This window comes from Nocardia brevicatena NBRC 12119 (genome assembly GCF_000308495.1).
GTDB lineage: Bacteria > Actinomycetota > Actinomycetes > Mycobacteriales > Mycobacteriaceae > Nocardia > Nocardia brevicatena.
On sequence record NZ_BAFU01000007.1, the window covers coordinates 1 to 25,181 of the forward strand.

At 67.7% G+C, this 25,181-nt stretch carries 25 protein-coding genes; 15 read left to right on the forward strand and 10 right to left on the reverse strand.

The genetic code is table 11. The features are described 5' to 3' along the window. Nucleotides 1-592, reverse strand: a 592-nt coding sequence (locus tag ON20_RS01390; protein ID WP_040832996.1) for an alpha/beta fold hydrolase, incomplete at its 3' end; no start/stop codon positions are given. Nucleotides 593-834: 242 nt separating this feature from the next. Between ON20_RS01390 and ON20_RS01395 the strand changes: the two genes are divergently transcribed. Then, nucleotides 835-1,293, forward strand: coding sequence for a DUF2752 domain-containing protein (locus ON20_RS01395; protein WP_040832997.1), 459 nt, complete (start codon nt 835-837; stop codon nt 1,291-1,293). 17 nt (nt 1,294-1,310) lie between these two features. Further along, nucleotides 1,311-1,499: a hypothetical protein gene (locus ON20_RS01400; protein ID WP_040832998.1), complete on the forward strand. Its 189-nt coding sequence runs from the start codon at nt 1,311-1,313 to the stop codon at nt 1,497-1,499. Nucleotides 1,500-1,697: 198 nt separating this feature from the next. Here ON20_RS01400 and ON20_RS01405 read toward each other — a convergent pair whose 3' ends face one another. Then, nucleotides 1,698-2,249 (reverse strand): flavin reductase family protein, encoded by a 552-nt coding sequence (locus tag ON20_RS01405; RefSeq protein WP_040832999.1) that lies wholly within the window; start codon nt 2,247-2,249, stop codon nt 1,698-1,700. A 124-nt stretch (nt 2,250-2,373) separates the two neighbouring features. On the opposite strand from ON20_RS01405, the gene ON20_RS01410 reads away from it, so the two are divergent. Next, on the forward strand, nt 2,374-3,195 hold the full coding sequence (locus ON20_RS01410; protein ID WP_040833000.1) for a crotonase/enoyl-CoA hydratase family protein: 822 nt from the start codon (nt 2,374-2,376) through the stop codon (nt 3,193-3,195). Nucleotides 3,196-3,261: 66 nt separating this feature from the next. Here the strand turns inward: ON20_RS01410 and ON20_RS01415 are convergent, their stop codons facing one another. Then, a complete protein-coding gene (locus ON20_RS01415; protein WP_040833001.1) occupies nt 3,262-3,753 on the reverse strand; it encodes an inorganic diphosphatase in 492 nt (163 codons plus the stop codon). Nucleotides 3,754-3,942: 189 nt separating this feature from the next. Here ON20_RS01415 and ON20_RS01420 point away from each other — a divergent pair, with 189 nt between their 5' ends. The 4 genes from ON20_RS01420 to hpt all read left to right on the forward strand — a co-directional run bounded on the left by ON20_RS01420 (nt 3,943) and on the right by hpt (nt 8,421). Further along, nucleotides 3,943-5,421, forward strand: coding sequence for a D-alanyl-D-alanine carboxypeptidase/D-alanyl-D-alanine-endopeptidase (locus tag ON20_RS01420; protein ID WP_438803364.1), 1,479 nt, complete (start codon nt 3,943-3,945; stop codon nt 5,419-5,421). A 30-nt stretch (nt 5,422-5,451) separates the two neighbouring features. After that, entirely contained in the window at nt 5,452-6,585 is a 1,134-nt protein-coding gene (locus ON20_RS01425) for a zinc-dependent metalloprotease (RefSeq protein WP_083864458.1), read from the forward strand. A gap of 161 nt (nt 6,586-6,746) precedes the next feature. Beyond that, on the forward strand, nt 6,747-7,859 hold the full coding sequence (gene tilS, locus ON20_RS32700; RefSeq protein WP_051161405.1) for a tRNA lysidine(34) synthetase TilS: 1,113 nt from the start codon (nt 6,747-6,749) through the stop codon (nt 7,857-7,859). 1 nt (nt 7,860) lies between these two features. Then, nucleotides 7,861-8,421 carry a hypoxanthine phosphoribosyltransferase gene (gene hpt, locus ON20_RS01435; RefSeq protein WP_040833002.1) on the forward strand — a complete coding sequence of 187 codons (561 nt, stop codon included), beginning with the start codon at nt 7,861-7,863 and terminating at the stop codon, nt 8,419-8,421. A gap of 21 nt (nt 8,422-8,442) precedes the next feature. Here the strand turns inward: hpt and ON20_RS01440 are convergent, their stop codons facing one another. The 5 genes from ON20_RS01440 to ON20_RS01460 form a co-directional block, all read right to left on the reverse strand. Next, on the reverse strand, nt 8,443-10,425 hold the full coding sequence (locus tag ON20_RS01440) for a serine/threonine-protein kinase (protein WP_083864460.1): 1,983 nt from the start codon (nt 10,423-10,425) through the stop codon (nt 8,443-8,445). A 179-nt stretch (nt 10,426-10,604) separates the two neighbouring features. Beyond that, nucleotides 10,605-11,495 (reverse strand): LysR family transcriptional regulator, encoded by an 891-nt coding sequence (locus ON20_RS01445; protein ID WP_040833003.1) that lies wholly within the window; start codon nt 11,493-11,495, stop codon nt 10,605-10,607. A 431-nt stretch (nt 11,496-11,926) separates the two neighbouring features. Continuing rightward, nucleotides 11,927-12,763: an SDR family oxidoreductase gene (locus ON20_RS01450; protein ID WP_040833004.1), complete on the reverse strand. Its 837-nt coding sequence runs from the start codon at nt 12,761-12,763 to the stop codon at nt 11,927-11,929. Further along, complete coding sequence (locus ON20_RS01455) at nt 12,760-14,385, reverse strand: aldehyde dehydrogenase family protein (RefSeq protein ID WP_040833005.1); 1,626 nt, start codon at nt 14,383-14,385, stop codon at nt 12,760-12,762. Before ON20_RS01455 ends, ON20_RS01450 begins: the two co-directional genes overlap by 4 nt. A 182-nt stretch (nt 14,386-14,567) precedes the next feature. Then, complete coding sequence (locus ON20_RS01460; RefSeq protein WP_040833006.1) at nt 14,568-14,825, reverse strand: DUF2277 domain-containing protein; 258 nt, start codon at nt 14,823-14,825, stop codon at nt 14,568-14,570. 187 nt (nt 14,826-15,012) lie between these two features. Between ON20_RS01460 and ON20_RS01465 the strand changes: the two genes are divergently transcribed. After that, nucleotides 15,013-15,831 (forward strand): DUF1266 domain-containing protein, encoded by an 819-nt coding sequence (locus tag ON20_RS01465; RefSeq protein WP_040833007.1) that lies wholly within the window; start codon nt 15,013-15,015, stop codon nt 15,829-15,831. A gap of 4 nt (nt 15,832-15,835) precedes the next feature. Here ON20_RS01465 and ON20_RS01470 read toward each other — a convergent pair whose 3' ends face one another. Beyond that, nucleotides 15,836-16,840, reverse strand: a complete 1,005-nt coding sequence (locus ON20_RS01470) for a hypothetical protein (RefSeq protein ID WP_245546934.1) — start codon at nt 16,838-16,840, stop codon at nt 15,836-15,838. A 279-nt stretch (nt 16,841-17,119) separates the two neighbouring features. On the opposite strand from ON20_RS01470, the gene ftsH reads away from it, so the two are divergent. From ftsH to ON20_RS01505, 7 genes are all read left to right on the forward strand, one after another. Further along, nucleotides 17,120-19,474 carry an ATP-dependent zinc metalloprotease FtsH gene (ftsH, locus tag ON20_RS01475; RefSeq protein WP_040833009.1) on the forward strand — a complete coding sequence of 785 codons (2,355 nt, stop codon included), beginning with the start codon at nt 17,120-17,122 and terminating at the stop codon, nt 19,472-19,474. 151 nt (nt 19,475-19,625) lie between these two features. Then, nucleotides 19,626-20,231 carry a GTP cyclohydrolase I FolE gene (folE, locus tag ON20_RS01480; RefSeq protein ID WP_157228643.1) on the forward strand — a complete coding sequence of 202 codons (606 nt, stop codon included), beginning with the start codon at nt 19,626-19,628 and terminating at the stop codon, nt 20,229-20,231. Nucleotides 20,232-20,341: 110 nt separating this feature from the next. Further along, entirely contained in the window at nt 20,342-21,163 is an 822-nt protein-coding gene (folP, locus tag ON20_RS01485) for a dihydropteroate synthase (protein ID WP_051161411.1), read from the forward strand. Then, nucleotides 21,160-21,558, forward strand: coding sequence for a dihydroneopterin aldolase (gene folB, locus ON20_RS01490; RefSeq protein ID WP_040833011.1), 399 nt, complete (start codon nt 21,160-21,162; stop codon nt 21,556-21,558). Before folP ends, folB begins: the two co-directional genes overlap by 4 nt. Continuing rightward, nucleotides 21,555-22,106, forward strand: coding sequence for a 2-amino-4-hydroxy-6-hydroxymethyldihydropteridine diphosphokinase (gene folK, locus ON20_RS01495; protein WP_040833012.1), 552 nt, complete (start codon nt 21,555-21,557; stop codon nt 22,104-22,106). The genes folB and folK overlap by 4 nt, the downstream gene beginning before the upstream one ends. A gap of 2 nt (nt 22,107-22,108) precedes the next feature. Then, complete coding sequence (locus ON20_RS01500; RefSeq protein WP_040833060.1) at nt 22,109-22,579, forward strand: DUF3180 domain-containing protein; 471 nt, start codon at nt 22,109-22,111, stop codon at nt 22,577-22,579. Between the two features lie 103 nt (nt 22,580-22,682). Then, the gene (locus ON20_RS01505; RefSeq protein ID WP_157228638.1) at nt 22,683-23,732 is read left to right on the forward strand and encodes a DUF6779 domain-containing protein; all 1,050 of its coding nucleotides are present in this window, start codon (nt 22,683-22,685) and stop codon (nt 23,730-23,732) included. 176 nt (nt 23,733-23,908) lie between these two features. On the opposite strand, the gene ON20_RS01510 is transcribed toward ON20_RS01505, so the two are convergent. Further along, entirely contained in the window at nt 23,909-25,180 is a 1,272-nt protein-coding gene (locus tag ON20_RS01510; RefSeq protein ID WP_040833013.1) for a cytochrome P450, read from the reverse strand. Between the last annotated feature and the right edge of the window lies 1 nt (nt 25,181).

Genomic DNA, 25,181 nt, shown 5'->3' on the forward strand with positions numbered 1-25,181 from the left:
GCGTGACCGGCCGGTTTCCCACCATGAGCGGCTTGTTGAGCAGCGGCAGGAAATCGGTGTCGTACCGAATATTGCCCGAGGTGGTATTGGCCAGGACCACCGCGGCCGCGCGGCGGGCCACCTGGACGGGGTGCCGGGCGGCCCATGCCTGCAGAGTGATACCGCCCATACTGTGTCCGACGAGGACGGCGCGCCGGCCGGGACGCAGCGTGCTCTCGAGCACCGCGGCCAGATCATCGGCCAGGGTGCGGTCGCTGGGGACGGTGCTGCCCATGGTGCTTTCGCCGTGTCCGCGCTGGTCGTAGCACACTACCCGATAGCGGTCGGCAAAGGCGTTGATCTGGGGATTCCAGTACTCGATACAGCAGCTCCAGCCGTGGATGAGGACGATGACCTCGCCATCGGCCGGTCCATAGGCGTGTACTCGCAGGCGGGCTCCGTCGACGGTGGTCACGGGAATGACCTCGTGGCGCGCGGTGGGCTTGTTCAGCCCCGGCGTCGAGTAGGTGCGGTGTCGGAATCCGGCCCGGTAGGGGGCGGTCAGGGCGCCGTAACGCGCCTGCGCCAGCGTTGAGAGCGAGTTCACCAGCATCAGAGCACACTCCTTTGTGTCCAGCGTCACGGTAACCCGCAAGCTGAGCGCTTGCAAGTGCAAGCACCGACCAGCCAAAAAGTGCGAGCCTCCGCGCGTCACTCCGAATGTCGTTCCGGTGATTCCCGCTGTTAACTGAAACCTTCCCACTCGCATCAGGATTTATGCAGGGTTGCCGCTGATCCGGAGATAGCGGCTCCATATTTTTCTGGCAGCTCCCGGCGGCGCGCTACCGTGAAATCGTGGAGAACACGGAACCTGCGGAAGCGGTCGTCGAACCGGATCGCGCACCGCTGCGGGGCGGATGGCGTGGCGCGGTGTTACCCCTGCTGGTGGCCGGAGCGGGCGCCGCCGCGGTGGCGGTGGTGCACTTCCGGGACCCACATATCGAGGGCTCGTACGGTATGTGCCCGGTCTATCTGATGTTCGGCGTGTACTGCCCGGGCTGCGGTGGGATGCGTGCGGTACACAATCTCACCGACGGGCAACTCCTCGATTCGCTGCACAGCAACCTGCTCGCGCTGCCCCTGCTGGTCGCCTTCACCCTATGGGTGGGAGATTGGGTGATCCGGGCCTGGCGGGGCGAGTCGATGCGGCTCCCGGGAATCGGCTCGATCACCATGTGGGCGTTCTTCGCCTTCCTCGCGGGTTACACGGTGTTGCGCAACACACCCTGGGGCTCCTGGTTGACACCTGTCTGACCGGGAAGGCTCGGTATATGGGTGATTCGCTGAAGGACCGGGTACGGGCGAAACTGCTGCGGCAGATCGCGGAGGACGGCCCCGGCGACCGCGAGCCGGATGATCCGCGGCTGATCTCGGTGGAAAGCGACCTGGGCGCCCTCGACAGCGTCGGTGACGACGACCCACTCGTGGAACAGCTCGCCGCCCGCTACCTCGTCTTCTGACCCGCACCGGCCGCGGTGGCGACGCGATACACAATCGGCTTTTTCGATTTCCCCGGATCTCGACCGGGATCTCATCGTCGGTGACCATCACCATGTAACTCGGGAACGGATACGGTCCGAACTTCCTTCGACCGCCCTCGCCCCACCGGCCGGGTACGACCGCCGGCGTACGGTACGGAGACAGCTACCCCGGGGCTCTCAGTCCGCCAGGGGAGTAGGTCGGTAGTACCGGCCGTTGTAGTACAGGAGCGGCGCCGCGGCGGGTGCTTCGTCGGTGTTGTCGTGCACGCGAGTGACCCGGCCGACGACAAGGGTGGAATCACCGATCGGCACGAGCTTCTCCACGAGGGTGCGCAACCAGATCGGGGTGCCGTGCAGGACCGGCTCACCGGTGGCGAGGGTGGTCCACAGAGAGCGATCGGCGAAGCGTTCCTCGGCGGCACGTGCGAAACGCTGTGCCAGATGGCGCTGGTGTTCGCCGAGGAAGTGGATGACCAGGGACTGCGCGGCGTTCACGGCGGCAAGACTGGACGAGGTGTGACTGATGTTGAACGACACCAGCGGGGGTTCCAGCGACAGTGAGGCGAACGAGGTGGCCGTGAAACCGACCGGTCCGGTGGCCGAGCCCAGGGTCACCACCGTGACGCCGGCCGGGTAGTGCCGCATCGAGGCGCGGTATTGATCGGCGGTGATACCGCTGAGATCGTCGGGAATCCGGACTCCGATGTCGGGCCGTGGTGCTTCGGTCACCTGTCGAACGTAGCGCGGATTCCCGTTCGGCGGGCGGGAGGAGCCCGACCCCGCGAAACGCTCCCGACGCCCGACGTGACCCGGCCTCGGCCGCCGCCCCGCGGCACCTGGCTACCCTGGGCGAATGACTGATTGGAAGGCTTTCACGGTCGAGACGGCGGACCGTGTCGCGCAGGTGACGTTGACCGGTCCCGGCAAAGGCAATGCGATGGGTCCGGATTTCTGGCGTGAACTGCCGGAGATCTTCCACGGCCTGGACGCCGACCCGGAAGTCCGGGCCATCGTGCTGACCGGCTCGGGCCAGAACTTCTCCTACGGCCTCGATCTGCCCGCCATGAGCGGCACCTTCGGCCCGCTGATGGCCGATCGCGCGCTCGCCGCCCCGCGCACCGACTTCCTGTACGAGATCCACCGGCTCCAGGGTTCGGTGACGGCGGTGGCCGAATGCCGTAAGCCGGTGATCGCCGCGGTGTCCGGCTGGTGCGTCGGCGGTGGGCTGGACCTCATCGCCGCCGTGGATATCCGATATGCCAGCGCGGAAGCCACATTCAGCCTCCGGGAGGCGAAGGTCGCCATCGTGGCGGATGTGGGGTCGCTGCACCGCCTGCCGGCCATCATCGGCGAGGGGCATCTGCGCGAACTGGCCTTCACCGGCAAGGACATCGACGCCGCCCGCGCCGAGAAGATCGGTCTGGTCAACGATGTGTTCCCGGACCAACAGGCGGCGCTGGAGGCCGCGCACGCCACGGCCCGGGAGATCGCGGCCAATCCGCCGCTGGTGGTGCAGGGCGTCAAGGAAGTGGTGAGCCGGCGAAACGCCGCCACAGTGGCCGAGGGACTGCGGTATGTCGCGGCGTGGAACGCGGCCTTCCTGCCGTCGGAGGACCTGACCGAGGCCATGCAGGCGGTCTTCGACAAGCGGTCACCCGAGTTCAAGGGCAGGTAGAGCGCGGCGCAACGGGAGCGAATGCGGAGCACCGGGCGGGCCGCATTCGCTCCCGGTTCGTTCGGCTCAGTGGCCGCCCTTGTCCTTCAGGCGCTGGAAAGAGGCCTCCACCTCGGCCTCGGCCTCGGCGCGGCCGACCCACTCGGAGCCCTTGACGTATTTACCGGGTTCGAGGTCCTTGTACCGCTCGAAGAAGTGCTTGATCGCGGCCAGTTCGAACTCCGGGACATCCTTCAGATCCTGGATGTGATCCCACCGTGGATCCCCCGCGGGGACACACAGGATCTTGTCGTCGCCGCCGGCCTCGTCCGTCATCTTGTACATGGCGACCGGCCGGGCCTCCACGATCACACCGGGAAACACCGAATCCGGCAGCAGGACCAGGGCGTCCAGCGGGTCGCCGTCCTCGCCGAGGGTGTTCTCGATATAGCCGTAGTCGGCCGGATAGGCCATGGAGGTGAAAAGGAACCGATCGAGCCGGACTCGGCCGGTCTCGTGATCGACCTCGTACTTGTTGCGGGATCCCTTGGGGATCTCGATGGTTACATCGAACTCCACGCCATCTCCTTCTTCCGGTGCGTCTGCTTCTGCTTCCGGCCGACTCACCAGGTTGTTCGGGGGAACGGTTGCGAACCGAGGATAGTGTTGTCGGCGGGCATTCGGGTCGTGCGGGCACCCGGTGCGACAGTCGGCACAAGGGAGACAGCGGGCAACGTGGTGGGTCAGGGTGGTAGCAACATCGGCGGATTGGCCAGACGTCGACGTCGCACCAGGCGGATAGTGCTGGTCACCGTTCTGGTGGTGCTGGTGGGGATCGCAACGGTTGTGTCCGTCACACTGAGACCGTGGACACCCGAATTCCGGCACGGCGGGCTCACCGTCGCCGAACCGCCCTCGCCGGCACAGCCCTCCTCGCGTGTGGCGCCCGCCCCGGACGACGCACCCGCGCCCACGGCGGCGGGCCTCGCCGCGGCGCTGGCTCCGGTGGTCGGCAACCCTGATCTCGGCGCGTTCAGCGGATCGGTCACCGACGCCGCCACCCAGACCGTGCTGTGGAGCGCCGACGAGAACAAGGCGGCGATTCCGTCGTCGACGGCGAAGATCCTGACCACCGCCGCCGCGCTGCTCGCGCTGCCGCCCGACCACCGGGTACACACCCGGGTTGTGGCCGGGACGAATCCGAAGGAGGTCGTGCTGGTTGCCGGCGGCGACCCCACGCTCACCGCGGTGCCGGACGGCAAGGGCTACTACCCGAACGGCCCGCGGCTGGCGGACCTGGCCGACCAGCTGCGGCGGGCGGGCGTGTCCGCGGACACCATCCTGGTCGACACCTCGCTCTACAGCGGGCCCACCATGGCGCGCGGCTGGGATCCCGTGGATATCGGCGGCGGTTCCATCGCGCCGATCGAACCCGTGATGCTGGACGGCGGGCGGATCGATCCACCGGCCGAGTACTCGCCGCGTTCGACGACCCCGGCCCTGGATGTGGGCCGGGTACTGGCCGGAATGCTCGGGCTGGATCCGGCCCGGGTACGCGCCGGTACGGCGCCCGTGAACGCTACGGAACTGGCGAGTGTGGCGTCCGCACCGCTGCGGGAGCGGCTGCACGACATGATGGTGTACTCGGACAATGTGCTGGCCGAGACCGTCGGCCGGGAGATCGCGGTGGCCACCGGTGGGCCGGCGTCGTTCGACGGTGCGGTGCAGGCGGTGGCCGGGCAGCTGCGGGACGCGGGTTTCGATATGACCGGGGTGAGTATGTACGATGCCAGCGGCCTGTCGACCGACGATCGGGTGCCGGCACGGTTGCTGGACCGAATCGTGGCCACGGCCGCCTCCGCCGATGCCCGGAAGGAGGAGGCGGCGCGGCCGACGCAGTTGCAGCCGTGGGCGCCACGAGCGCTGTCGGGCCCGACATCCACCACGCGGTCCGATACCGGCGACGATCTGTCGGCCGCCTTGGCGCCGCTGCTCGACCATCTGCCCGTGGCCGGGGGCACCGGCTCGCTCACCAACCGTTTCGTCACCCGTGATCGGGCCGGCGCCGGATGGGTGCGGGCCAAGACCGGAACTCTCTCCGTTGCCAGCACGTTGGTGGGGTATGTGCTGGACAGTGACGGCCGGGTGCTCACTTTCGCCCTGATGTCGAACGATCGGCCGCCGGAGGTCAGCAGGCCCGCCCTGGACGCCGTCGCCGCCACACTGCGTAATTGTGGATGCACGTAATCGTGGATCCACCCGACCGGTGGAGGGCTTATGACGAATCGAGAAGGCCCCGGCGATTCCGGCGCGGTGGTGTCGGCGGACCCGGACGGGGTCGAGCACCGTAACGCGGCCGCCGACAGCCGATACCGGAAGCTGTCCGGGACGGTGGACTGGCGGTGGGCGGCGCGGACCGGCGCCGCGCTGGTCCCGTCCGGACCCCGCACCACCCGACTCGCTGCCGAACAGGTCGTCGCCGAATTGGCCGCGGCCTCCGTACGGGCCGAGGGGCCGGTACGTGAGGTGACCGGTCTGCTCGACGACCGGCCCGTTCCCGCCGCCCGCATCGTCGATCGACCGGGCTGGATCGGTGCCGCGGCCGATTCCATGTCCCGGCTCACCGGCAGCGGAACCGATACCGGCCAGGGCCGGCTGATCGGGAAACCGGCAGGGATGCAGGTGGGTGCCATGCTGGCCTTCCTGTCCACCGCCATCCTCGGCCAGTACGACCCGTTCGTCGGCCCGGACGGCACCCTGCTACTGGTGGCGCCGAACATCGTGGGCGTGGAACGCGCCCTCGGGGTCTCACCCACCGATTTTCGGTTCTGGGTGTGCCTGCACGAGGTGACCCATCGGGTGCAGTTCTCCTCGGCGCCCTGGCTGGCCGAGTACATGCGCGAGAACGTCGACGTGCTCGGTGAGATCGGTGACGAGCCGATGGCGCAGATGCTGTCGCGGCTCGTCGAGGAGCTCAAACAGCGACGCCGCGGTGAGGTGTCCGACGACCCGTCCACCCGCGGGGTGGTCGGCCTGCTGCGCGCCACCCAGGCGCCGCCGCAGCGCGAGGCCCTGGACCGGCTGCTCATGCTCGGCACCCTGTTGGAAGGGCATGCCGATTATGTGATGGACGCGGTCGGGCCCAGCGTCGTTCCCACCGTGGAGCAGATCCGGGGCGCCTTCGACGAACGGCGAATGCGTCCGACCAATCCGATCCAGCGCCTTTTGCGCGCATTGCTCGGCGTCGACGCGAAAGTGGCCCAGTACATACGCGGGAAGGCGTTCGTGAGGGAGGTTATCGGTACGGTCGGGATGGCCCGGTTCAACACCGTGTGGACCGATGCGGACACCTTGCCGCGCACCGATGAGATCGGGGATCCGCAGCGCTGGATTGCCCGGGTTCTGGGCTGAACCGTGGTCACCGCGGGGACGGAGGCCGCCGTTCGGTATGGCGGCGTGCGCACCGCCCCCGGTGGTCGGGCTCGGTCCGGCAGGCCGGCCGGGGGGTTCGCGGGGGCGTGCGGGCGGTGGGACGGGTCACCGTGACGACGCACGCGGCGCGGGAGCAGCGGGTGCGGTTGCCCGAAACGGCGGCGGTGCTCGCACTGCGGCATGCGGTTCGGGCGTGGTTGGGCCGGTACCTGCCCGGAAGCGCGGCGGTGGCCGTGGCGTTGTCCGGCGGCGCCGATTCGCTGGCGCTCACGGGCGCGGCCCTCGCCGAGGCCGAGGCCGTGGACGCGCTGATCGTGGATCACCGGTTGCAGGAGGGTTCGGACGAGGTCGCGGCCGCGGCCGCGGCGACGGCGCTGGCACTCGGCTGCCGCTCGGCGCGGGTACTGCCCGTGCGGGTCGGTGGTAGCGGGGGGATGGAGGCGGCGGCCCGCCGGGCGCGGTACGCGGCCTTGGACGAGGCGCGCGACGGGCTGCCGGTACTGCTCGGCCACACCCTCGACGACCAGGCCGAAACCGTGCTGCTCGGGCTGGCCCAGGGTTCGGGCGCGCGTTCCGTCCAGGGGATGGCGCCCTATAACGCGCCGTGGGGGCGTCCGCTGCTCGATATCCGCCGGGAGACCACCCGACGGTTCTGCGCGGACCTGGGGCTGGCGCCGTACGAGGACCCGCACAACAGCTCACCGGAGTTCACCCGGGTCCGCCTGCGCACCGAGGTGTTGCCTCTGCTCGAGGATGTGTTGGGCGGTCGTGCCGCGGTGGCCCTGGCCCGTACGGCGCAACAGTTGCGTGAGGACAACGCGGTACTGGACACATTCGCCGCCGATCTCCTGCAAGCCGCCGGCGCGTCCCGGCCGTGGCCGTACCCGTCCGCGAACGATGCCGCACCCGACGATCCGACGAGACCGCCGGCCGTGTCCTCGGGGGGTGTGGGGGCAGCGGTCACCGATTCGGCGGCGGCCGACGGGAGCCTGTCCTGCGCGAGCCTCGCGGCCGCGCCGGCCGCGCTGCGCCGCCGTGCGATCCGCTCCTGGCTGCTGGCGGGCGGTGCGAAGGCGGTGACCAGCAAGCATATTCATGCCATCGACGATCTGGTGGTCGACTGGCGCGGCCAGGGCGCGGTGGCCGTGGGCGGCGGGGATCCGGGGACGAGGTTGGTCGCCGCGCGTGAACGTGGCAGGCTGACACTTGCTCGCGCGGGGCGGGATGATGGAGACCGAAGGGACACCGGTTGACGTGTACGGGAACGATATCGCTTCGGTCCTGATCACCGAGGAACAAATCGCCGACAAGATCGCCGAACTGGCCGAGTTGATCGCCAAACGGTACCCGCCCGACGCCCCGGAGGGGGATCTGCTGCTGGTCGGGGTGCTCAAGGGTGCGATCTTCTTCATGACCGATCTGGCCAAGGCGCTGCCGATCCCCACCCAGATGGAGTTCATGGCGATATCGTCCTACGGCTCGTCCACCTCCTCGTCGGGTGTGGTACGCATCATGAAGGACCTGGACAAGGACATCGCGGGCCGCAATGTGCTGATCGTCGAGGACATCATCGACTCCGGGCTCACCCTGTCCTGGCTCAAGCGCAACCTGTCCACCCGCAACCCGGCCTCGCTCGAGGTGGTCACCCTGCTGCGCAAACCGGATGCGCTGCGTACCCAGGTGGAGGTCGCGCACGTCGGGTTCGACATCCCCAACGAATTCGTCGTCGGCTACGGCCTCGACTACGCCGAGCGCTACCGCGATCTGTCGTATATCGGCACCCTGCACCCGCGGGTCTACGGCGGCGAGTCCTGAGCCGTACCCGGCGGAGCGAGTTCATACCAGCCGCGCTTCTCGGCGCTGGAACGTCTCGTCGGGCGCGGCCACCCGTTCCAATGCCCGCAGATCCGTGCTCAGGGCGCGGAACAGCAGATACGAGCCGGCGAAGGCGATGACGCCACCCAGGCACAGTAGCCGGATGGCCACGATCACCGCCGAGATATCGATGGGTTGCAGAAATGTCACGCCGGCCACCGCGAGCAGCGGTATCGAGGCGGCGAGGGTGAGGTACCAGTGGCAGCGGCGGTTCAGCCGGCGCAGCCGCAGCGCGTCGGAGGTGCTGATCTCCCCATGCCGCAGATACAGCGGGTAAATGCAGCTCATCATGTAGAAGACCACGAGGAAGAAGGGGTAGGTGACGGCGATCGCGCCGCACACCATGATCGAGGTGAGCAGATGCATCATCGTGTGCAAGGTCAGGGTGCCGGTCGCCAGATGCAATACGGTGGGGAAGATGATCGCCGCGGCGATCCACATCACGGACACCACGAAGACCGCACGGTCGCCGAGGAGCAGTGAGTCGATTCGGGCTCGCCGCAGGGTTGCCGCGTCATAGCGTTTGCCCTGGTGCAGGCCGTGCGGTACCAGGATCAACCGGCGGGACAGATAGAACAGGATCAGGACCGCCAGTGGATAGGCCACAGCGTTCACCGTGCCGGTGACAACGATGAATGTCTCCTGGGCTTCGGGTGTCAGCCGGTCGACGATCAGCTGCCGGTTGTAATGGACGTTGTACAGCGACGCGAGGATATTCGGTACCCCGATTGCCAGGAAAAGCACGGTTATCATCCACGGCCACGGACGCAGCCGCAGCCGCCAGCTGCCCGGTGCCGGATCGACCAGGTCGCGGGCGTGGCGGTCCAGACAGAGCTCGAACTGTTTGGCGAGGACCGCGCCGTGGGACCAACGGTCGTTGCGGTCCGGCTCCAGGCAGGTCAGCAGAACACGGCGCAGTGTGGCGGGGCAGTCCGCCGGAATGCGCTGCAGGGCCGAGTCGTCGATACGGCGCAGGCGTCGCTGCAGCATGGCCTCCAGGACGAACTTGTCGTCCTTCGGATCCTTGCCCGCGGTGGTGTCGTCGAAGGGTTTGCTGCCGGTGAGCAGTTCCCAGAGCACCACCCCGAGCGAATAGATATCGGCGCGGGTGTCCAGGTCCGCGGCCCAGCGGTCGTAGTCGGGATGCGATGCCTCCAGATGCTCCGGGGACATGTAGCTGAGTGAGCCGCCGAAGTAGGCCACCGGACCCGCACCTTCGATATCCCGGCTGAAGCTGATGTTGAAATCGGCCAGTTTGGGTACCGCATCCGAGGTCAGCAGCACATTGGCCGGTTTCACATCCCGGTGCAGGACGCCGTGCGCCGAGGCGTAGTCCAATGCCTCGGCCAGTCTGCGTCCCAGCCAGGCCACGGTTTCCGGCCAACTGAGCCGGGCGATCTCGGCGCGCACGCTGGAGTCGGTCGGCCGTATCTCGCCCTTTTCCTCCATGGCCGTGTCCACGGCGTCCAGCAGCAGTTGGCCGCTGCGTTCCTCGGGTGGGGTGGCGCGAACCCAGCGCAGGACATTGAGCAGGGTTCCGCCCGGGAGGAACTGCATGTACAGCAGCCGGAGCCGGCGCCCCGACCGGTCGATGTCGGTATAGAGCAGGCGCTGGTCGAAGACCCGGACGATGTAGTCGTGGTCCAGTTGGGCCAGGGTCTGCGGTTCGGTGCCCCGGTCGGTCGAGATCTTCACGGCCACCATTCGTTGCATGGACCGCTGCCGCGCCAGGAAGACCCGGGCGAACGCGCCGCTGCCCAGTTCGGTGAGCAGATCGAATTCGCCGACCCGGCTGCCGATCTCGATATCGTCGAGCACTGCTTGCACACCGTCACCGGTGGCGGACGGTGTTGTGGCACGAGTGCCCACGACGGTCGCCTCGGGGGTGGAGGTGGTCCGCGTTACCGTCTCGTCCTCGGTGCTGAACTTCGGGTGAGGATCCATACCGATCCTGGTCGCTCGGCGACTACCAAAAGCGGTACCGTCCGGCAGCGAGGGCGGCAGCTCGTGTCCACCGCCCCACCGCCAGTAGCGATGCCGCACGCTCTACTCGAAATCTTATCGGAGAACCCCTCGCGCGTGCGCTGTTCGCGCAGGTATCACTCGATATACGAGCGGTTTTCTCATGCGGAGACAGGCAGTGCGTGCGGTCCGGCGAAGCCGCCCTCCAGCGCGCGGTGCGCGAATTCCAGGATGGTGGGGCGGTTGTCATCGGAGCGCCAGGCCACGGCGAGCTCGCACGGCGGCAGTCCGGTCACCGGCCGGGCCGTCAGGCCGGGCCAGCGGTACATGGGGACATTGTTCTCGGCGAGCAGGCACAGGCCGAGTCCGAGTCCCACCGCCTCGAGGCGTTCCTCGGGTGTCGCGGCCTCCGCACCGATCCGGGCGGGCCGGCCGTTGCGGGCGTCGTTGCCGAGCCAGAAATCCCGGATCGCTCCGGCTTCGGCGGGTAGGGCGATGAACGGTTCGTCCAGCAGATCGGCGAAGTCGATGGTTTCCTGCCCGGACCGGGGGTGGTTTTCGGGTAGCAGCACCCATCGGGGCTCGGTGCGCAGCACCTGCCACCGGTACCGGTTCGAGTCGGGCAGCGGCAGCCAGACCAGTGCCAGGTCGGCTTGTCGTCCGGCCAGCCCGCTGGACGGGTCGGTCCAGGATGCGGGGTGGAGGGCGAGCCGGTGTCCGCTGGCGCTTTCCAGGTCGTTGAGCAGCCCGCGGCCGAGGGTGGACTGCAGGCCGACCCGTAGAACCTCTCCGGCTTCCTGGAGCGATTCGTTGGTGGTCTCCCAGAGTTCGAGAATCTTGCGAGCGCCGTCGAGCAGTTCCTTGCCGGCGACGGTGAGGGCAACACTGCGCTGATTGCGATCGAACAGGACCACATCGAGCTGACGTTCCAGCTGCCGGATCTGCCGCGACAGGGTGGGTTGAGCGATGTGCAGCCGCTGAGCGGCGTTGGTGAAATGCAGTTCTTCAGCGACGGCGACGAAGTACCGCAGATCGCGTAAATGCGGGTCCATAGCACCTTGCTATCAGAATCGATCCCGAATTTCCAGCCCTAATGTGTCCGAAGGGTCTGAATAGGGTGTGCTAAACAGTCGCCAGGTTTGTTAGTGACAGCATATTGCCCCTTGTGTTGTTATGCAGCCTTGGTTTCGGACAATTGCCCAGAGTGGCCCATCCGGTAATAGATGAACCGAATGACTTGTGGTGCGCGGGGGTGGCGCGGCGGGGTGGGGCTTTCGCCGCGACCTCGGCAGACGGCGGCGGACGCACGTCGGCGAACGGCCATTGGCCTTGCCGGGGCGGTATTTCACAATTTGCGAGACTGTTTGTGATATTGGTCACATTCAGCGTGAAAGAGGGTTGTTCGACTTCGCTGTGCCCGGACGCGCCCGTGCCGCGGTCCGTGGAGGAACGGACCGCGGCACGGGCGGGTACTTCGGCGGTATCAGTCCTGTCGGACGCGCTCCTCGTAGGCCTTGCGCCGCTCGCTGTCGACATCGTCGAGGAAAGTGGTGCCCGAACCCAGGGCCCGCCCGATGGCATCGGCCACCGCCACCGGCAGCAGGCGGTTCATGAACTGGGCCGTGAACCCGGCGGCCGCGGTGATCCGCGCCTTCGATCTCGGCGAAGCGATGAGCTTCACGATCGCGGCGGCGATCTCCTCCGGCTCGGCGGCGCGCAGCAGCTTGGGGGCCGACACTCCGGAACCGAGGTCGGTATTGGTCAGCGTGGGCAGCACCGAGGAGAAATGCACCCCGGAACCCCGGTACTCCTCACGCAGCGTATCGGTGAAACCGAGCACGGCGTGCTTGCTGGCGTTGTAGGTCGCCAGGCCCGGGATATGCGTTTCGCCGGCCAGCGACGCGATATTGATGAGATGGCCGCGTTTGCGGGGCAGCATGCGGGCCAGTCCGAGTTTGGAGCCGATGATCACGCCATAGACGTTGATATCGAGAATTCGTCGAGTGACCTTGTCGGGTTCGTCGATCAGCCTGCCGGTCGGCATGATCCCGGCATTGTTGATCAACACGTCGATCGGGCCGAGCGTACGCTCCACCTCGTCCAGGAAGGCGGTGAACGATGCCAGGTCGGTGACATCGAGTTTGCCGTAGAACTCGAAGTCACGGGCGGTACCCGACTCCTTGACGGTCGCTTCGTCGATATCCCCGATGGCGATTTTCGCGCCCAGTGCGTGCAGAGCGGTAGCCGTGGCCAGCCCGATACCCCGGGCGCCACCGGTGATCACGACAACCTTGTCGCGGATCCTGTCTGCCTTGGTCACTGGCTGTCTCCCTTGAGTCGAAGCAGTGCGGGCAGATCGATGCGCCGCAGCCCACGTGCGCTCGCCGCGCGCATGGCACCGAGAGCGACCAGGAGTTTCGGCAGCCGGTACGGGAACCAGGTGAGCTCTTTCTCCTGGGTCGGCAGGATCGGGACGGTGATCGCCTTGGCACGGCAGTACTTGCGCACACCGCCTGCTCCACCCCAGCGGGCACCGACACCGGATGTGCCCCATCCACCCATCGGCAGCGCGAAATTGAACAGATTGGCGAAGACGTCGTTGATATTGACCGCACCCGCGTTCAACTGCCGGGCGATCCGTTCGCCACGGGCCTTGTCGCCCGTCCACACCGTGGCCGACAGGCCGTAGGGCGAATCATTGGCCAAGCGAATCGCCTCGGCTTCGTCGGCGACCTTCATCACCGGCAGCGTCGGCCCGAAGGTCTCCTCCCGCATACACGCCATGCTGTGGTCCACGTCCACCAGCACGGTCGGTTCGAAGAAGGTACCCACACCGGCCCGCTTGCCGCCGACCAGCACGGAGGCGCCCGCGGCGACGGCCTCATCGATATGCCGCTGCACGATGTTCACTTGGCTCTCGTTGGCCATCGCGCCGATATCGTGGGTGGGGGTGCGACCGTCGCGCCCCTGTCGCAATGCCGCGACATCGGCGGTCAGCTTCCGCACGAACTCGTCGTAGACCGGAGCCTCCACATACACTCGTTCCACGGAGATGCAGACCTGGCCGGAGTTGAACATTCCGCCGAAGGTTATGCCGTGCGCCGCCCGATCGAGATCCGCGTCGGCCAAGACAATGGCCGGGTCCTTGCCACCCAGCTCCATGCTGTAGGGAACGAGCCGCTCCGCGCAGGCGGTGGCGATCTTGCGCCCGGTTTCCGTCGACCCGGTGAACTGGATGTAGTCGGCGCCCGCCACCACGGCCGCTCCCGTCTCCCGGGCGCCGGTCGCCACGGTCAGTACCGGGGGCGCGCCGATCTCGGCCCAGCCGCGGGCGAGTTCCAGCGCGGACAGCGGAGTGACCTCCGACGGTTTCAGGATCACGGACGCGCCCGCGGCCAGGGCCGGGACCACGTCGAGCGCGGGCATGGCCAGCGGGAAGTTCCACGGGGTGATCACACCGACCACCGGATACGGCTGGTACACCGTGGTCAGCCGTTTGACGCGGGCCAGCGGGCTGTGCGGTGACGGATGCTCATCGACGAGGAATTTGCCCGCTCGGCGGGCGTAGTAGCCGATCAGGTCGGTGGAGAAGGTCGGATCGATGAGCGCGTCGACGCGCGGTTTGCCGGTCTCGGACTGCACGACATCGGCCAGGTGCTCCGTATTGTCGATGATCCAGTCCTGCAGTCTCAGCAGCCACTCCTTGCGACCCTCGGGGCCGAGCGCCTCCCATTCCGGCTGGTGTCTGCGCAGCTCAGCGATCTGCGCGGCGACTTCGTCCGCGGAGGCATCCGGTACGGTGCCGACCACTTCGCCGGTGGCCGGATTGCGCACCCGCAGGACCGCGGTCTTCTCGCCTGCGGCCGTGCCCGTTCGGGTGGTGGCGGTATCTCTGTCGGATTGCGGCGGCTTTCCGGCCTGCGCCGGTTCGGTATTGGTCACTGCTGTCCTCCCACTGCGTCGTGCTGTGAACGCCGGTGAGCGATTCGTGAATCGGCTCACCGACTGTGATCGTGACACACTTTGTCTCGAAATATCTCAATCTCGTGACGGGAGCGGGGCGCCGTGCCGTACCCGGCCGTGACGGCGGTGTCCGGGCCGGTGGCGGGTCTATCGCGGGAGCGTCACGGCACCTCGTGCGCGGCGATCCGACGCAGCGGCGGCTCGGTGGCCGGCGGAACCCGTCGCTCCGGCAGCTCGGCCAGCAGCGTGGTGGTCGCCGCGGCTATCGCCGCCACCGCCTTGTCGACGGCCGGTTTCGTGGTGGAGCTCAGCCCGGACAACCCACCCACCTTGCGCACGTACTGCAGGGCCGCGGCATAGATTTCCTGCTCGGTGGCGGCGGGTTCCAGGCCACGTAAAACGGTGATGTTTCTACACATGGGAGAACACTAAGCCACAGAGTGTCGGCGTGTCGGGGACACAGACGAAGATGTGAAAATCTCTCGCCCGCCCGCTGCGGGAAGACCGATCGCGGCCCGAAGCAACACTTCGTCCACCCTCGCTACGGATAGGGGGCAATCTGTCCACGTCCGTCCACGGAGGCATCGATCCACCTAGACTCGCGGTATGGCCGCAGCCGGATTACCCACGCTCACCCCATTTCCCTACCCGGAGCTCGACAAGCGCGAGGAAGATCACTGGTCCGACGCGCAGATCGAAGACGACCGGCTGCGCGCCCTGTCGCTCGGTGCCTTCTATTCGGCCCGTTGGGACGCCTTCCACGACGCGCTGTTGCTCGGACCCGAACGCGACCATCCCCTCGGCGACCGACGCGAACTGGCCATAGACACTCTCACCGGCGCCTGGGGTATCACCGACGGCACAGAGGCCCGGGCCACGATGGAACAGCTGCTCGAGGGTATGCACGCTCCGCTCTACGCATTGGTCCATCCGCTGGTCATGGCCTCGGTCAACGCCAGTGAACGCGACCGGTTCGGCGAACGCGCCGATCGACACCGCGCGTTCCTGCGGCAGGTGGCCTCGTTCCGCGGTATCGACAATGCGGAGGCTCTGGTCCGCGACTACGACATCTGGTCCCAGGCGATCAAAATCGGATTCACCGAGCACCTGTCTCGGCCGCTGCCCAGCGATATCCACGCCTGGGACCTGGCCCGCGTGGTCGCGGTGGCCCGGATGGCCTATACCGCCGGGTACATCGAGGCGGATACCGCCTGGCGGTACCTGGCCCGCGCGCTGCCGCCCGCACAGCGCAAATACCGGAATTGGCGTCAATTCGGTGATGCCTACCTCGCCGGTTGGACCTACTGGCAGGCCGGCGAGGACCTGGCCGAACTCAAGGACGGCGGAGTCGATCGCCGAATGGAGCTGTTGCGGCTGTGGCTACGACCGTCCAGCCCGTGGCGGCGTATCGGCCTGCACCCGTAGCGGGTCACACCCCGGGCAGCGAGCGCAGGATGCCGCGGCCGTAGCGCTGGAACTGCGTATCGTCCACCATGCCGAGCGAATGCCGTTCGACCAGCAGTTCCCACTCCGAGTACAGCTGCCCCACCCCGGGATCGGGCGGACCGGCCAGCCCGTCGAAGGCCATCAGCCGGGCGGCGAAGTTCACTGCGCAGGTGACGCGTTCGATATCGCCCCGACCCCGGCCGGCGAAGTGCATGGTGAGGTTGCCGTCGTGGATATCGATACCGACCGACGTGTCGGGGGTGCCCACCTCGCCCGTGCCCTCGGTGGCGTGCGCCCACATGATGACCGGAATCGGCAGCTCATGGGCCTGCCGCTCACCGGTGTCGGACGAGACGAACAGCAGTCGCCGACTGGTCACCGCCAGCAGGCCCGGTCCGTCGCCCACCGGTGGCCGGGCGACGACGAAGGCCGTTTCGAGGACGTATTCGTCGGGGCCGGCATACCGGTGCAGGTCGGCGACGGCCGAGTCGGCTCCCGGGCCGTCCATCGGGGCGGCCATCCGGTGCACGGCCCGGTCCACATCGGCGCGAACCGGTCCGTCGTCGGTCCATTCCGGCGTCGGCGGTGTGAGATCGGGGGCGGCGACGTCGATACGCTGCGCCGCCAGGATCTGATCGTTGATCCGGGACACGATATCGGCGGCCGCGGGCACGTCGTGCTCGGCGATGAGCACCGGCAGTGGAGTGCGATCGGCCGGTACCCCGGTCAGGACCGGGGTCGGATACCGCAGGTAGATCTCGATGACGACGGCGTCGTCGGCGCGCCGGCTGAGTTTGGCCTGGAGCAGGTCGGTCACCGGAACGTCCAAGACCCGTTCGTCGTCTTCGTCGCCGTCCGCACCGGGGCGCAACACGGTCAGGCGACCGCGGCCGTGCCGCACTATTGCTGTGGGTGTTCGTAGCTCGACTATGTCCATACCCCCTGCGCTCAGGTTGCGCCTTCGGTTGTCATCGGTCGTGCGTGCCATGATGTGATCATTCGAACTCGACCGGTTGGCAGGCGTTCGGGAACTACCGGTGTTTTCCGACCGTTTATCCATTGAACTGCATCACCTGCCGAACTCTGTGTGCGAGGTAAGTCAGTAGCGCGATGTAACGAGTAGACCGTACGCGGTAACGTGGCATATCCGCATCCGAATCCGTTCACGAGGCGGAAACGATGTGGGTTGCGCCACGATCTTCAGACGCATCGCTAGGTAAGAACGCGGAGACACCACCGAAAGGACTGGCCGCCAGGCCGACGCTCTATGAACCGCAAGACAGTGTTTCGCACCCTGGCGATAATCGCGGGCATCGTGCTCGTGATCTATCTGTTCAGCTATTTCGGCAACGATACGCGCGGCTGGCAGAGTGTCGACACCTCGGTGGCCCTGAGCCAGCTCGAGGACAAGGCCAACGTCAAGCATGTTCAGATCGACGATCGGGAACAGCAGCTGCGGATCGAGCTGAACAACGGCAACGACGCGACCGAGGGTCAGAGCAAGATCATCGCCAAGTATCCGGGCGGTAGCGACACCTCGGCCCAGATCTTCCAGGCCGTGCGCGGCTCCGGCGCGCCGTACAACACCGTCGTGCGGCAGGAGAGCTGGTTCACCCAGATCCTGCTGTTCGTCCTGCCGATGATCATCCTGCTGGGCCTGTTCATCTTCGTGATGTCCCGGATGCAGGGCGGTGGCCGCGGCGGCATGATGGGCTTCGGCAAATCCAAGGCCAAACAGCTGTCCAAGGACATGCCCAAGACCACCTTCGCCGATGTGGCCGGCGCCGACGAGGCGGTCGAAGAGCTCTACGAGATCAAGGACTTCCTGCAGAACCCGGTGCGCTACCAGGCGCTCGGCGCCAAGATCCCCAAGGGTGTACTGCTCTACGGTCCGCCCGGTACCGGTAAGACGCTGCTCGCCCGCGCCGTCGCCGGGGAGGCGGGTGTGCCGTTCTTCACCATCTCCGGTTCGGACTTCGTGGAGATGTTCGTCGGTGTCGGTGCTTCCCGGGTCCGGGACCTGTTCGAACAGGCCAAGCAGAACAGCCCGTGCATCATCTTCGTCGACGAGATCGACGCCGTCGGACGCCAGCGCGGCGCCGGTCTCGGTGGCGGTCACGACGAGCGCGAACAGACCTTGAACCAGCTGCTGGTGGAGATGGACGGTTTCGGCGACCGCACCGGCATCATCCTCATCGCGGCCACCAACCGCCCCGATATCCTCGACCCCGCGCTGCTGCGCCCCGGGCGATTCGACCGTCAGATCCCGGTCACCAATCCCGACCTGGCCGGGCGCCGCGCCATCCTGCGGGTGCACTCGCAGGGCAAGCCGATCGCACCGGACGCCGACCTGGACGGACTGGCCAAGCGGACCGTCGGTATGTCCGGCGCCGATCTGGCCAATGTGATCAACGAGGCCGCCCTGCTGACCGCCCGGGAGAACGGTTCGATGATCACCGGGGAGGCGCTCGAGGAGTCGGTCGACCGGGTTATCGGCGGCCCACGCCGCAAGAGCCGCATCATCAGCGAACACGAGAAGAAGATCACCGCCTACCATGAGGGCGGTCACACCCTGGCCGCCTGGGCGATGCCCGATATCGAGCCGGTGTACAAGGTGACCATTCTCGCTCGCGGCCGCACCGGCGGACACGCCATGACGGTGCCCGAGGACGACAAGGGCCTGATGACCCGATCGGAGATGATCTCCCGCCTGGTCATGGCCATGGGTGGTCGCGCCGCCGAGGAACTGGTGTTCGCCGAGCCGACCACCGGCGCGTCCTCCGATATCGACCAGGCCACCAAGATCGCCCGGGCCATGGTCACCGAATACGGTATGAGCGCGAAGCTGGGTGCCGTCCGCTACGGCCAGGACCACGGCGACCCGTTCCTCGGCCGTTCCATGGGCACCGCTTCCGACTACTCGCACGAGGTGGCGGGTGCCATCGACGAAGAAGTGCGCAACCTGATCGAGGCCGCGCACACCGAGGCGTGGGCCATCCTCAACGAGTACCGCGATGTGCTCGACGATCTGGCCACAGCGCTGCTGGAGCGGGAGACCCTCCACCGCAGGGAGCTCGAGACGATCCTCACCGCGGTGCAGAAGCGCCCAAGGATCACCGTCTTCAACGATTTCGGCGAACGGGTGCCCTCGGACAAGCCGCCGGTCAAGACCCCCGGGGAACTGGCCGCCGAACGCGGCGAACCCTGGCCGCCGGAACCGGCGCACAGGCCCGCGGTGCCCGCGACCACCGCGGTCGGCCCGGCGAACGGCTATCCGCAGCCCGCCGATACTCCGGCGCAGCCGGGCTACGGCCACCCGCCCGCCGGCTACCCGCTGCCGCCACAGCCGGCCCCGGCCTATCCGGGACGCGGCACTCAGGGCTCCCGACCCGACTACGGCGCTCCCGCCGGATGGTCGGCTCCCGGATGGCCGCCGCAGCAGGAACCGCAGCCGTCCGGTGCCCGGCCCGGCTACGGCGGGCTGCCGGCCTCGGCCCCGGAGCAGTCGCACGGTTACCGGCGGCCGGACGGCGGTCACGAACACAACCCGGGCGAAACCGGGGATGACGCCGGTGGCGAGGGGGCGACCCGCCCCTGGGATGAACCGAACGGTCGGCACTGACCAGCGCGGTTTACGCTCGGTCACCGATGGTGTCAGGCGCACAGCCGCACCTGAGATTTGGAGGTGTCCTCTATTGTCGGCCAATCAGCACAGCAATGGCCGGGTGCCCGCTGCTCCGGATATACCTACCGATCTGGGTGATACGGCCGAGATCGATGGCCGAATACTCGTTGCGCGGCATACCGGCAAACCGTTCGATCAGCCGCGGGCCGAGGCCGCGATACGGGAACTGCTGATCGCGGTCGGGGAGGACCCCGACCGCCCGGGCCTGGTGGACACCCCCGCCCGGGTGGCCCGCGCCTACCGCGAAATGTTCGCCGGCCTCTACGTGGAACCGGACCGGGTCCTCGACACCACCTTCGACGAGGAACACCAGGAGCTGGTGCTGGTCCGGGACATCCCGATGTACTCGACCTGCGAACACCATCTGGTCTCGTTCCACGGTGTCGCGCACGTCGGCTATATCCCCGGCCCGCACGGTCGGGTCACCGGCCTGTCCAAACTGGCCCGGCTGGTCGACCTGTACGCCAAACGTCCCCAGGTACAGGAACGGCTGACCAGCCAGATCGCCGACGCCGTCATGCGCAAACTGGACCCGCGCGGGGCCATCGTGGTGATCGAGGCCGAACATCTGTGCATGGCCATGCGGGGTATTCGCAAGCCGGGCGCCAGCACCACCACATCGGCGGTTCGTGGCCTGCTGCAGACCAACGCGGCCTCGCGCGCCGAGGCCCTCGAACTGATTCTGCGCAAGTGACCGACCAGCCACCGGCCACCAGGGACCCGGCCGCCGGAGTACACCGGCCGCTGTTCGGGGTCGTGCCGCAGCCCGGGGTGACCCCGCGACAGGGACGGTCGTGTGTGGTGATGGGTGTGGTGAACGTCACCGGCGATTCGTTCTCCGACGGCGGCCGCTACCTCGATCCGGATCTGGCGGTCGGGCACGGGGTGCGGCTGTTCGAGAACGGCGCCGACATCATCGACGTGGGCGGGGAGTCGACCCGCCCCGGCGCGGTCCGCATCGATCCGGAGACCGAGACATCCCGGGTGGTCCCGGTGATTCGGGGACTGGTCGCCGCCGGTGTCCCCACCAGCGTGGACACCATGCGCGCGCGGGTCGCGGAGGCGGCCATCGCGGCCGGGGTCTCGGTGGTCAACGACGTATCCGGCGGGCGCGCCGACCCGGCCATGGTCGAGGTCGTCGCCGACGCCGGGGTGCCCTGGATCCTCATGCATTGGCGGGCGGCCGCGGACTACCGGCACACCGGTCCGGCCGACCGCTATGACGATGTGGTCGCCGAGGTGCGCGCGGAACTGCACGCCCAAGTGCAGCGCGCGATCTCCGCCGGGGTCGATCCGGCCCGGTTGCTCCTGGACCCCGGCCTCGGTTTCGCGAAGACAAACGAGCACAACTGGGCGCTGCTCGCCGCGCTGCCCGAGTTCGTCGCCGACGGGTTGCCGGTCCTGATCGGCGCCTCCCGCAAACGTTTCCTCGGCACCCTGCTGGCCGACGAGACCGGCCCGCGGCCGCCGGATGGCCGGGAAACCGCCACCGCGACCATCTCGGCGCTGGCCGCGCTGCACGGTGCCTGGGGTGTGCGGGTGCACGACGTGCGCGGCTCGCTGGACGCCATCGCGGTGACCGACGCCTGGCAGCGGTCCCGCAGGGTGGCGGGAGCCACGCGGTGAACGGTGCGCCGCCGCCGGCCACCGACCGGATCGAACTGCGTGGTCTGCGGGTGTTCGGATATCACGGTGTTTACGACCACGAACGCCGCGAGGGCCAAGAGTTCATCGTCGACCTGACGGTGTGGTTGGATATCTCCGCCGCCGCCGCGACCGACGATCTCGCCGCCACCGTCGACTACGGCGGCCTGGCCGATCTGGCGGTACGGATCGTGCAGGGCCCGCCCCGCGATCTGATCGAGACGGTTGCCGTCGAGATCGCCGATGCCGTGCTGGCCGATGATTCTCGAATCGAGGACGTGGAGGTGGTGGTGCACAAACCTGCCGCGCCCATCCCACACCGGTTCGCCGATGTCCGCGTGGTCACCCGTCGGTCCCGGGAACGGCTGGTCGGATGAGCCGCGCGGTGCTGTCCATCGGCTCGAATATGGGGGATCGGCTCGCATTGCTGCGCAGTGTGGTCGACGGCCTGGGTGCCCGCGTGCTCGCGGTATCGGCGGTATACGCCACGGCCCCGTGGGGCGGTGTCGAACAGGACGATTTCCTCAACGCCGTGGTGTTGGCGGACGACCCGGACTACCGCTGCCGGGACTGGTTGCGGCGCGGGCGGGAATTCGAGGCCGCCGCCGACCGGGTACGCACGGTGCGCTGGGGCGCGCGCACACTCGACGTGGATATCGTCTGGTGCGCGGAACCGGTCGACGGCGAACCGGTGGCGTGCCGAAGCGACGACCCCGAGCTGACCCTGCCGCATCCGCAGGCCCACCGGCGGGCCTTCGTTCTGGTGCCGTGGCTGGATGTGATGCCGGAGGCGACCTTGGAAGTCGATGGCGTCGTGTACAGCGTGCGGGCCCTGCTGGACGGCCTGGAGCCCGAGGAGCGGTCGGGCATACGACGTACCGAGTTGTCGCTGGTCGCGGGACCGGCCGGGGAGATCACACCGTGAAACTGAAGCCCACCCGGGTCCGGGAACTGTTTGCCATCGCCTTGATCGCGACCCTTGTCGCCTGGGTGGCCACCCGCATCGCCTACGACAGCTTCCCACCGATTTCCAATTTCGCCGGTGCCTCCCTGTATCCGGTGGCGGCGATCGAGGCCGCGCTCGGGTTCTTCATCCGGGCCCGCGTCAACGACAGCCAGATCGGTGCGGACCGTCACCAACTGCATCCCATCACCGTGGCGCGCGCGGTCGCGCTGGCCAAGGCCTCGGCGCAGGTCGGTGCTGCCGCTGCCGGCGTGTGGCTGGGTTTCCTGGGATGGGTGTTCCCGCAACGCGGAACCCTCCGGGCGGCCGCCGCCGATTCACCGGGCGCGCTGATCGGGTGCGGCGCCGGTATCGCTCTGGTCGTGGCCGCGCTGTGGCTCGAGTACTGCTGCCGCGCCCCCGAGGATCCCACCGACACCCCTGCCGCTCCGTAACGGTCGCCCGGGAGTTCCGCCCACGAGAAGCCGCCTACCTTGTCATATCGATCACGACATCGTGACCTGGGCGGATGGGCGGATCGCCGCTACTCTTGCGGATATGGTTTCACCCTCCCGTAGCAGTGTTTCTCCGACGCAACGGGAAGACACGGGAAAGCTGTTCATCGGTGTGTTGGTTCTGCTCGGCCTGGTCGCCGGCGTGCTCCTTGCTCTCAGCGAGAGCGTCCAGTTCATTCGGGTCGGTGTCGTTGTCGCCCTGTGGGCCGCGGTACTGAGCGCCATCGCGGCCACGAAGTACCGGAAGGAAGCCGAGCTCGGCAAGGCCCGGGCCGACGACCTGAAGACGGTGTATCGGCTCCAGCTCGAGCGTGAGATCAACGCGCGCCGTGAGTACGAACTCGGTGTCGAGGCCCGGGTGCGCGCCGAAGTGAACGCCGAGGCGGCCGAGATGGCCGCTCTGCAGGCCGAACTGTCCATACTCCGACAACATCTGGAGCGACTCTTCGACGGTGACCTGCCGGTCGACCGGCCCGCCCTGCACGCCGGTTCCTTCCGCGTTCCGCAACTGGTGGGCGTCGCGAGCGGGGAGTCGGAAAAAGTGTCCGCACGGACCGACGGCGAACCCGGTGCGGCGACCATCCGCAGTACCGTGACACCCGTCTACGAGTCCGAGAATCCCGCCCACCCGCAGTTCGCGAGCCCGGACGACGACCCGGTCACCGCCGAATTCGGCATCCTCGTCCTGGACCAGAACGAGGATGCCGCCTGCGACGGATCCGGTGAATCGACCGGCGACAGTGTGGACCATACCGAGAAAAGGCGAGCCGGATCGTCCTCGTCGCGATGGGCGGATGCGTTCACCCGGTTCCACGACGAACCCGAACCCGCTGCGAAGGGTGACGCCGAGCCCGCCGGCGACCCGACACCGGCGGATGCCGCGGCCGAATCGGCCACCGGCGCGGACCGCCCCGCTCAGGACACGTCGTCTCCGGAGCAGGGCGTCGAATGGCCGCGTGCCCGGAAACCGGTGGCCGACGAATCGACCACGTCCCGGCGCCGTCGCCACGGCCGGGCGGACGCCGGCGAATCGCGGCGCCTGTCCGTTGCCGAGATCATGGCCAACCTGCGGGAAGAAGACCACCACAGTTAGATCGGAGCCACCCGCTGTCGACCGCCCGCACCCGGCGAGTGGCATATCGAAGAACGCGACGTTTCCCACTACCGAACCAGTAGACGGCGGCGGTGACGTCGGGGACCGGGTGACCGAGTCCCCGAGACACCCCCATGGTTCAAGGCCCGTCGACGGGGGAAGTGCTTTATCGGTCCTCAGTCGGTGACGTGGTCGAAGTCGATGAGCAGGTGCCGGGGGCCGCGGATAACTTGGCTTCGCCGATACGGTGGTGGATCGACGACCAGGCGGGGTATGGCGATGCGGCGCAGGAAGGTCTCCAGCGCCAGGTTGACTTCCAGTCGTGCGAGCGGGCCGCCCAGGCAGGTGTGGATGCCGCTGCCCCAGCCGAAATGCTCGTTGTCGGGGCGTTGGAGGTCGAAGCGGTTCGGGTTGGCGAATCTGTTCGGGTCGCGGTTGGCGGCGGCGTAGACCAGATACACCGCTGCCCCTTTCGGGATGACCGTGCCGGCGATGTCGATATCGGCGGTGGCGCTGCGGCTGGGGAAGAACTGTACCGCCGCCTGCAGTCGTTGGACCTCTTCGATCGCGCGAGGGAGCAATTCCGGCCGGCTGCGCAGCAGGTCATAGGAGCCAGGGTTGCGCAGCAGCGTCATCACACAGTTGGAAACGGTGTTGACCGTCGAGTCGTGACCGGCGACAAGCAGCAGCATCGCATTGGACAACGCCTGTTCGGGCGGCATCGGACCGTCGGGACCGCTGTCGTGGAGCAATTTGGACACCAATCCCTCGCCGGGCTCGCGCTGGAGCTGCTCGATCAGATCGGCCATATATCGTGTGAGCGCGTCACGGCTTGCCCGGCCCTTCTCGACACGGGCCCTGCCTTGTTCGGTATTCGCGTCCGGGCCCAGATCCGTACCGGTCAACATGTCGTGGATCCAGGCGTGGAATATGGGCTCGTCCGCGAGCGGGACACCGAGGATTTTGCAAATCACCGCAACCGGCACCGGGTAGGCGTAATCATCGACCACATCCAATCGGGTCCTGCCACTGGCCTTGATGTCGTCGAGCAGCCGGTTGCACAGGCGCACGATGTCGGGCTCTGTGCCGGGGATGACATCGGGTGAATGCGGTGGGCCGAAGTGGCGCATCACCTGCCGACGCGCCCGATCGTGATCGGGGGGATCGGACATGATGATGCTCGGCCGGCGACCGTGGGCCCTCATGCCCTCGGCGCCGGGTTCCGAGTCGGCGCCTGCCGGCAGGTCGGCGCTCACCGGGTTGCGGCCGATATCGGAGCTGATCCGGGGGTCGTGGGCCAGCGCCAGCAGTTCCCGATAGCCGGTCACCACGTACAGGTTGTCGGCCACTCGCGCGACCGGGGTCTTGCGCAGTTCGTCGAAGAACGGATACGGGTCTGCGCGGTGTTCGTATTTCATCGCCTCCGCCCAGGTGGTTGCTGCGGTCATA